This window comes from Bartonella sp. AD328YNZD (assembly GCF_042196425.1).
The window spans coordinates 1-6,731 of the sequence record NZ_JBHIQG010000056.1 but is presented as its reverse complement, the minus strand read 5'-3'; the positions used below and the strand labels follow the sequence as shown (position 1 = coordinate 6,731).

Annotated in this window: 6 protein-coding genes; all 6 read left to right on the top strand. The window is 35.7% G+C overall.

Annotation, left to right across the window (positions count from 1 at the left end):
* The first annotated feature begins 541 nt into the window (after nucleotides 1–541).
* Nucleotides 542–1,732, top strand: coding sequence for a hypothetical protein (locus ACFIO3_RS04390; RefSeq protein ID WP_375606231.1), 1,191 nt, complete (start codon nucleotides 542–544; stop codon nucleotides 1,730–1,732).
* On the top strand, nucleotides 1,729–2,934 hold the full coding sequence (locus ACFIO3_RS04385; protein WP_375606209.1) for an ATP-grasp domain-containing protein: 1,206 nt from the start codon (nucleotides 1,729–1,731) through the stop codon (nucleotides 2,932–2,934). The genes ACFIO3_RS04390 and ACFIO3_RS04385 overlap by 4 nt, the downstream gene beginning before the upstream one ends.
* Before the next feature lie 165 nt (nucleotides 2,935–3,099).
* Entirely contained in the window at nucleotides 3,100–3,360 is a 261-nt protein-coding gene (locus ACFIO3_RS04380; RefSeq protein WP_375606208.1) for a hypothetical protein, read from the top strand.
* A complete protein-coding gene (locus ACFIO3_RS04375) occupies nucleotides 3,326–3,415 on the top strand; it encodes a YqcI/YcgG family protein (RefSeq protein ID WP_375606207.1) in 90 nt (29 codons plus the stop codon). The genes ACFIO3_RS04380 and ACFIO3_RS04375 overlap by 35 nt, the downstream gene beginning before the upstream one ends.
* A 68-nt stretch (nucleotides 3,416–3,483) precedes the next feature.
* Complete coding sequence (locus tag ACFIO3_RS04370; protein ID WP_375606230.1) at nucleotides 3,484–3,654, top strand: YqcI/YcgG family protein; 171 nt, start codon at nucleotides 3,484–3,486, stop codon at nucleotides 3,652–3,654.
* Between the two features lie 1,365 nt (nucleotides 3,655–5,019).
* Nucleotides 5,020–6,240 (top strand): MFS transporter, encoded by a 1,221-nt coding sequence (locus tag ACFIO3_RS04365; RefSeq protein ID WP_375608754.1) that lies wholly within the window; start codon nucleotides 5,020–5,022, stop codon nucleotides 6,238–6,240.
* Nucleotides 6,241–6,731: the final 491 nt, after the last annotated feature.

Below are 6,731 nucleotides of genomic sequence, written 5' to 3'. Positions count from 1 at the left end.
TTTCGCTATATTCATAAACTGAAACTAAGAATATTATAATAAGCCCTCAAACAACGACGACGCCAAAATCAGCCGTAATAAAGCCTCCTAAAACTGAACCAATAATACCTTCTCTCTATAAAAAGACTACTATGTAAAGGTTTTAATACAATACCTTAGCGCTAATGCCATAAATGTTTCTGATAGATAACGAAGTTTATTGTCACAACAACATCTAACAACGGTCAATAGAAAAACCTCAACCTTGAGTATAAACAAAATCAACTTGAAAGTGCAAAATATATCTCTAGGACATAGTCCCTTATTGGCAAGCCCCCTGCCAAGAAACACAGTAAAAATACCAGCCTCCATCCTACTCATTCTCCTGAAAATAAGCTATCTCTACCATAAACATCAGCGTTCAATTTTTCCTACCGAAAAAACTTGACATGCACAGCAATACATGTACACGTTTATAGCTTTTGAACATGTATGCTGATTTATAATACTGTGTGTTTTGAAGAGATTCTGAAATGGGGGGGATAATGTGCACAAACAACTGATGTTTCGGTTTTATGGGCTTGTTGTCCTGCTGTATCTTTCTGATATGGTTTTATTTTTAAGTAATCTTTGGAATGCTTATCGCATAACATCCTCATCGGTTTTCCTAGGCGTAACCATGGCTTTAGGCACCCTTATGCCCTATCTTTTGAAAAAAAGCGGACTTGTGCACATTAAAGCCTCACTGCGGTTGATCGATTTATACAAAAGGCGGATCATTATCTATAGCCTTCTTTTATTGATTGCTCTTTTCCATTACGCTGATTCCCCCTTTGGTTTTATCGCTGTCTCTATCTCTATCGGCTATCTCTCTTTGATTACCTTAAGCACACTCGAGACTTATAATACTAAACTAGCACTTAGTGGTTATATTAGCGCCCAAAAGGCTTCCCGAATTATGCAAACAGTGGTGCAAATTGGCGCTTTTTTGGGAGCAGCACTAAGTGGTTATCTCTTAGAAGCGACCAGCCCTCGAGGGGCAGCGGCTGAAATCGGTTATAATGGTTTGATTGTGACACTTTGTGTGTTTGACATCATTATAAGCCTTATAGCCGGATATATTATATTTTGCGATGAATACAACGCTACAGATACCACAGCACTTGCAACAGGTAAGAAGCCAGCACCTACACCGCAAGCGGATGGACTCTCCCGTGAGCTTAAACTTTTATGCGTCTGCATAGGACTTATTGGCTTTCATATTTGCGCTTATAATACGCTGGCAACCATTCTTTTTCAGAGTGTGAAAAATTTTGGCTCTGAATACTATGGGCTTTGCAGTGCGGTTGCGGGCATGGGCGCTTTTTTGGCTGCTTTTATCAAAATCCCTCGTTTTGAATTTATTCTCCCAGCCCTTATGTTGAGCGTAGCTGATCTTATTTTTAGCACCACACAATCGCCCTATTTAGCTGTGGCCTTTTGCTTTTTTATTGGTTTTTCAATGAATACCATGCGAATTAATGCCCGCAAACATACGATTGAAGCCACCAAAACAGAGGCTCAAGCAGAGCTGGTGGGAAGCTATAGCGGCATGCTTTATACTCTCTCCCAGTCGGCAGGTTATGTTATCCTTGGTCTTCTTACAAGCTCTGCCCTTATGGGTCCTCAAGCAGCTGTTTATCTTCTGCCCCTTATAGGATTGATAATCTTTATTTATGTTCTTTTCCTTTTATCACAGCGGAACAAAGTATGAGAAAACCTATTCTTATTGTCGACCCTTTCTCCACAGGTGCCCTCTATGGCCCTGCTTTGCAAAAATTAGGCTATGCTTGTTATGGTGTTGTCTCTCAAGCAGCATCTTTTTCACACTTTATGCTTTCTTATCAGGGAAAGGGCATGGCAGAAACGAAGCTTCATAGTGTAGATGAGATAAAGAAACGCTTTCCTATCGGCACGATAGAGGCTGTAATAGCGGGTGCCGAAAGAGGTATCTATTGTGCAGAGCAATTGGCGGCTTATTATGGTTGTCTTGGGAATAACCCCTTGACTACCGATTGGCGACGGAAAAAAGCAGCGATGCAAAAACGCCTTTGTGAAAATGGTTTATCTTACATCCGATCAAAGATTCTTACAAAAAACGATTGTACTTTCGATGGTTTTGAAAGCCACAGCGGCTATGTGGTAAAGCCAAATGATTCTGCAGGGAGTGATGGTGTTTTATTTTTCTCTAATCTTGAGGAAGTAGTAATGTGGACCTCTGAAATAGACTGGAAGAAAAAAAATATTTTTGGCGCACCTAACGAGGCCTATTTGCTCCAAGAAAGATTGGAGGGAGAAGAATACATCGTCGATGCCGTTGTAAAGGGAGAGGCTATAAAAATATGTAGTTTGTCACGATATAAAAAAGGTATTCATAATGGAAGTACTTTTGTTTATGAAACACTTGATGTGCTTGATTCTCAAGATCCCTCTTATGCCCCTCTTATCTCTTATGCAAAACAATGCATTCGCGCGCTGGGGATTGAATATGGACCTGCGCATATGGAAATCATGCAAACAGCTCGTGGTCCAGTGATGATCGAAGTAGGAGCCCGCCTCCACGGAGGAATTGCACCCACCTTGTTCGCGCATTGCTATGAAGATGGTTTACTTGAAAGCTCCGTTAACCTTATTGCAGGCGTGTTTTCGCAAACACCAAGTCGCTTTAAGAAAAAAGGGCGTATTATCTTCCTTATCAACGAGATCGACGGTCATATTATAAAAGATGTTAACGTATGGCGGCAAAAGCTTTATTCCTGGGAAAATGTGGTTCATTTTATGCTCTTTTTTAAAGAAAACGAGCCCCTCCCCCTAACCATCGATTTAAATACCTGCCCAGCTATTATAGCAATTTGGGGACACAGTGATGATGAATTATCAGCTTTGGAGAGGATCATTCGTAGCAATTTCTTATAAAATACAGCAATGGGGAGGAAAACATGGATTCAGAAGCGCAAATAATTGAAAATATAGACAAATATTAAAAATGGAAGCAAGTCATTTTTAAAGAATTCAATGCAACCATGAATAACACAATTAGGCCTTTTCTGCCTATTTGGTGTAAATGGATACTCAAAAAATATGCTTAGATTTGGGTTCTACAACAAGCTAACCTCAAAAAATATGATGGAAGACCTGATAACTTATTGCGATAATTATAAAAGTTTTGGAAAGAACACATCTTTTATTGCATTCGAGGAGCCAGCCCCATACAAAGTATCGAAGTTTATAGAGAAAAATTCTGATCTATGCTTAAAAATTTGCGAGATTTTGACAACCGAGAATGACCTAAGTATATACAAAAAATATGTACAATCGTCTATGGGAGTTCTGCTTTCATAGCGAACCTATATTCATAGTTTGCAATACCCCGTCTTATATAAACAGAATTAAGTAAGTTCTATATTTATGTTAACTTTCCAGCTTAAGTGTTTTTTCTGATCTTCTCTCTACAGAACAAAATGCATTCTCGTTATAGGAAAAAAGCTTGAACCTTTTGATATTATCACAAAATCTCCTTTTTTAGGAAAATATGGCGAACCCCAAAATAGAGAATGGACGCAATATTTTCTGCAAAACAACACTATTGAATCCCTACCTTACTCATATCATTTAATGAAACACGATAATGACTAAGTTTTCTAAAATTAAATTAAATAAAAATATTTATGATATATTAAAAATTATGCTGCCAAAACAAGGCTCTATAAAGATACAAAGGGATTTTCCAAAAAAATACGCGATTGACATATTCACAAGGTCGATGAAATTCTCTTGAATTATAGAGGGAGATATATGATTGTTTTTCTAATTGTGACAGCACACAAATTTCGTGATTTATTTTGCCCATTAGAAAATATTGGTTAGTTGAGTAAGTTTTAAAATACATAGCATTCCGTATAATGTAGTGTGTATGTATAAAACTTCTCAGGATGATCGTGTTAATAGCAATGTTTAAGGGGGCTTTTTTTGGAAAGATTTTACAGCAATTACGAGTATCTCTAGAATGAAAAGCGCTGATTTTTAGAACAGAGAGAAACATTGATTATAACAGTTTATTAGGCTAAACGCAGAATATTTATCCTAATGATTGATGGTTAATTGTAACGGAATAGTTTTTTGATAATCATAAAGAAAAATGTATAGAGCGTGTTTCTTTTAGTTAAGGAAGAGTATTGCTCATTTTTCTTTCTAAAAGTAAGCAAATTCAAAGATAATTTTTTGTTCTTGTAGTGGTGAGAAAATAATTGTTGAATTCAGTGAAGGGAAGATTCCTATAGATTGTTACAAAGTTTAATAAAAGTTGGAATACTTAAAAATTCTCAGTTCCTATAATGATTTAAGAATACCAGATTAGGATACGGAGAATTCAAGAGCTCAAAACTTTGTGATAATATTGGTTTAGAATTACATCTTGTTCATTCAGACGAGATGAGCTCGTTATTATATGTCACAGAAACATAGAGGTGGAGAATTTTAAAAAAGCTTATTCAGAATCTGACTTAAAGGTTATTGGAACTTTAACAGTAAGATTGGTTTTGTCTCATGTTGCTCAAAAATTAGCAACCAATCTTGTTGTGACTAGACTAAATTTGGAAGATCTGCTCACTGAATATTTTTATAATATTATGAAATGATAAAATATTAATATTTCTTCTTGTACCGTACATGAAGCCGGTGCTATTTGTATTTATTATCCGTTGCACCATTGTCCGAAATATATTTTAAGTGGTTGTCACTTGAAATATGCCTTGGGAAATTATTTGGCAAGAGAGCGTACCTATATGTATTGGAAAGTAATTTCCTATTATTTGTCTCAATCTATGCGTACAACGTTACCAAGTATAGAATTCATGCTGACAGATGACTTGCGAAAAATAAGTGCCTATAACGCATTTAGACTAAAATTTTACGAAAAACTGGAATTTAGTCCCGAACCATATTCGATAATGGAGAAAATCATAAAATGGCTTGAGTCTCTATTTAAGAGGGAAGAGGCTATTGCGTAATTCTGTGTTTCTTATGATTGTGATTGGTTGTTTGACGAGTTTTTGTGCTAGTGGTGTATTATCTATTGGCCTTTCTTTGTTACAATTCCAAGATACAACAGGAAAAGCGTCTGCTACTTTAAATGTCGTTAATTTAATCGCAATTGGAATTGCTGGTTTATGTTTGGGAAATGTGTTGGCGCACTATCAAGGCTTTATAATTGGGTTTTATAGTCAAATTATTTGCGCTTGTTTATTGTCTTTCTTATTATTTATGAACAATCCGGTGCTTATTTTATTTGTATTTTTTTTACTTTCTCTCTTGATGGGGGCTGATAATCCAAATAACAATAGTGCCTTGAATCTGCTGGTTCCAGCTCCCAAACAAAAAGCTGGAATTTTTGCATTTTATACTAGTTGCTGTCAGTTTTTTGTTATTATATCCCCGTTGCTTATATATTTTATAATTGCGCATTTGGGGCACAAAATAGCCATAGCCTTTATTGTATTTATCTATCTTTTGAATGCCAGCTTATGGTTTCGTATAAAGTCTATACAACACCTAAACAGAGTAAAAGAGCTATTAAAAAAGCCATCTCAAAAGGCTTATGGAGTTGGTTTTAGATGCCTTTGGCGGATTTCTGCGTTGCGGTTTTTAACGATTAATCGTATTTTGAATAATTCTCTCTATACGGGGCCTATTGTTTTATTGCCACTTGCTCTTGCTTCTATAACATCAGATAACATAAAATTTACAGCTATTCAAAATTCTATTTTTGCTTTGTCAGCACTGGGTTTTGTGATCAATGGTCTTATCTCATCTTATTATTTACGGAAATTTCCATCTTTAATTCGTTTTTTTGTATGGGGGGCACCGGCTTTTGCCGTGATCGCAATCTCTTTTGTTTTATATTTAAATTTTACTCAATATTCCCTTTATATTATGGGGTTTTTATTAGGTATTGGGCAATTTTATTTTAGGGTATCGGGAATAACGATTGGACAAGCTATCACACCTAGTGAAAATTTAGCCGAGGTTATTTTAGCAGGCGATGCCAGTGTGCGCATTATAACAGCTTTATTCTCTATTGTGCTTTTATATGCAGGAAAATTTTTTTCATTTTCTATATTATACGTCCTGTGTGTATTTATAGGCTTTTGCGCCCCTTTATTTATTTTGCACGGACTATCTATTTACATACAAAGCTTAGAGATAAAAGAAAGTGCCGCATGAATGATGTTCAATTATTATATTACGTCAGCCTTTTTTTGATTATCGTATAGATAAAAATTTTGTACAAATATTCATGACATTAATTTTAAATGAGCACATTGCGTGAAAAAAGCTGAGGTATTCGTTATCTCTGATGTGGATAAAACGCATTTAGCCCGTTAATCAACAAAATTGCAAATAGCACTATGATCACCATTAATTCTAAAAGCTCTACCAGAAGTTAGTGATAATGGCAAAAATCCTTTAATGATATTTGAAGAGATCGTTTATGCTAGATCAGGTTATCTAAAGATCGAGAGAAGAGGAGCTTAGAAATTATAAAATTGATGAAAATTCAATAGTAATTTCTAAGTGTACATAATGACAGGCATAGATCGGCACGAACTAGTCAATTTCAAACAATAAAAAATCCTGCAAATGCTGAGCTTTTTAAACTATGTCATATCAAGCATATGAAAGTTCGTTTTAAATTAATGGCGGAGAGAGAGGGA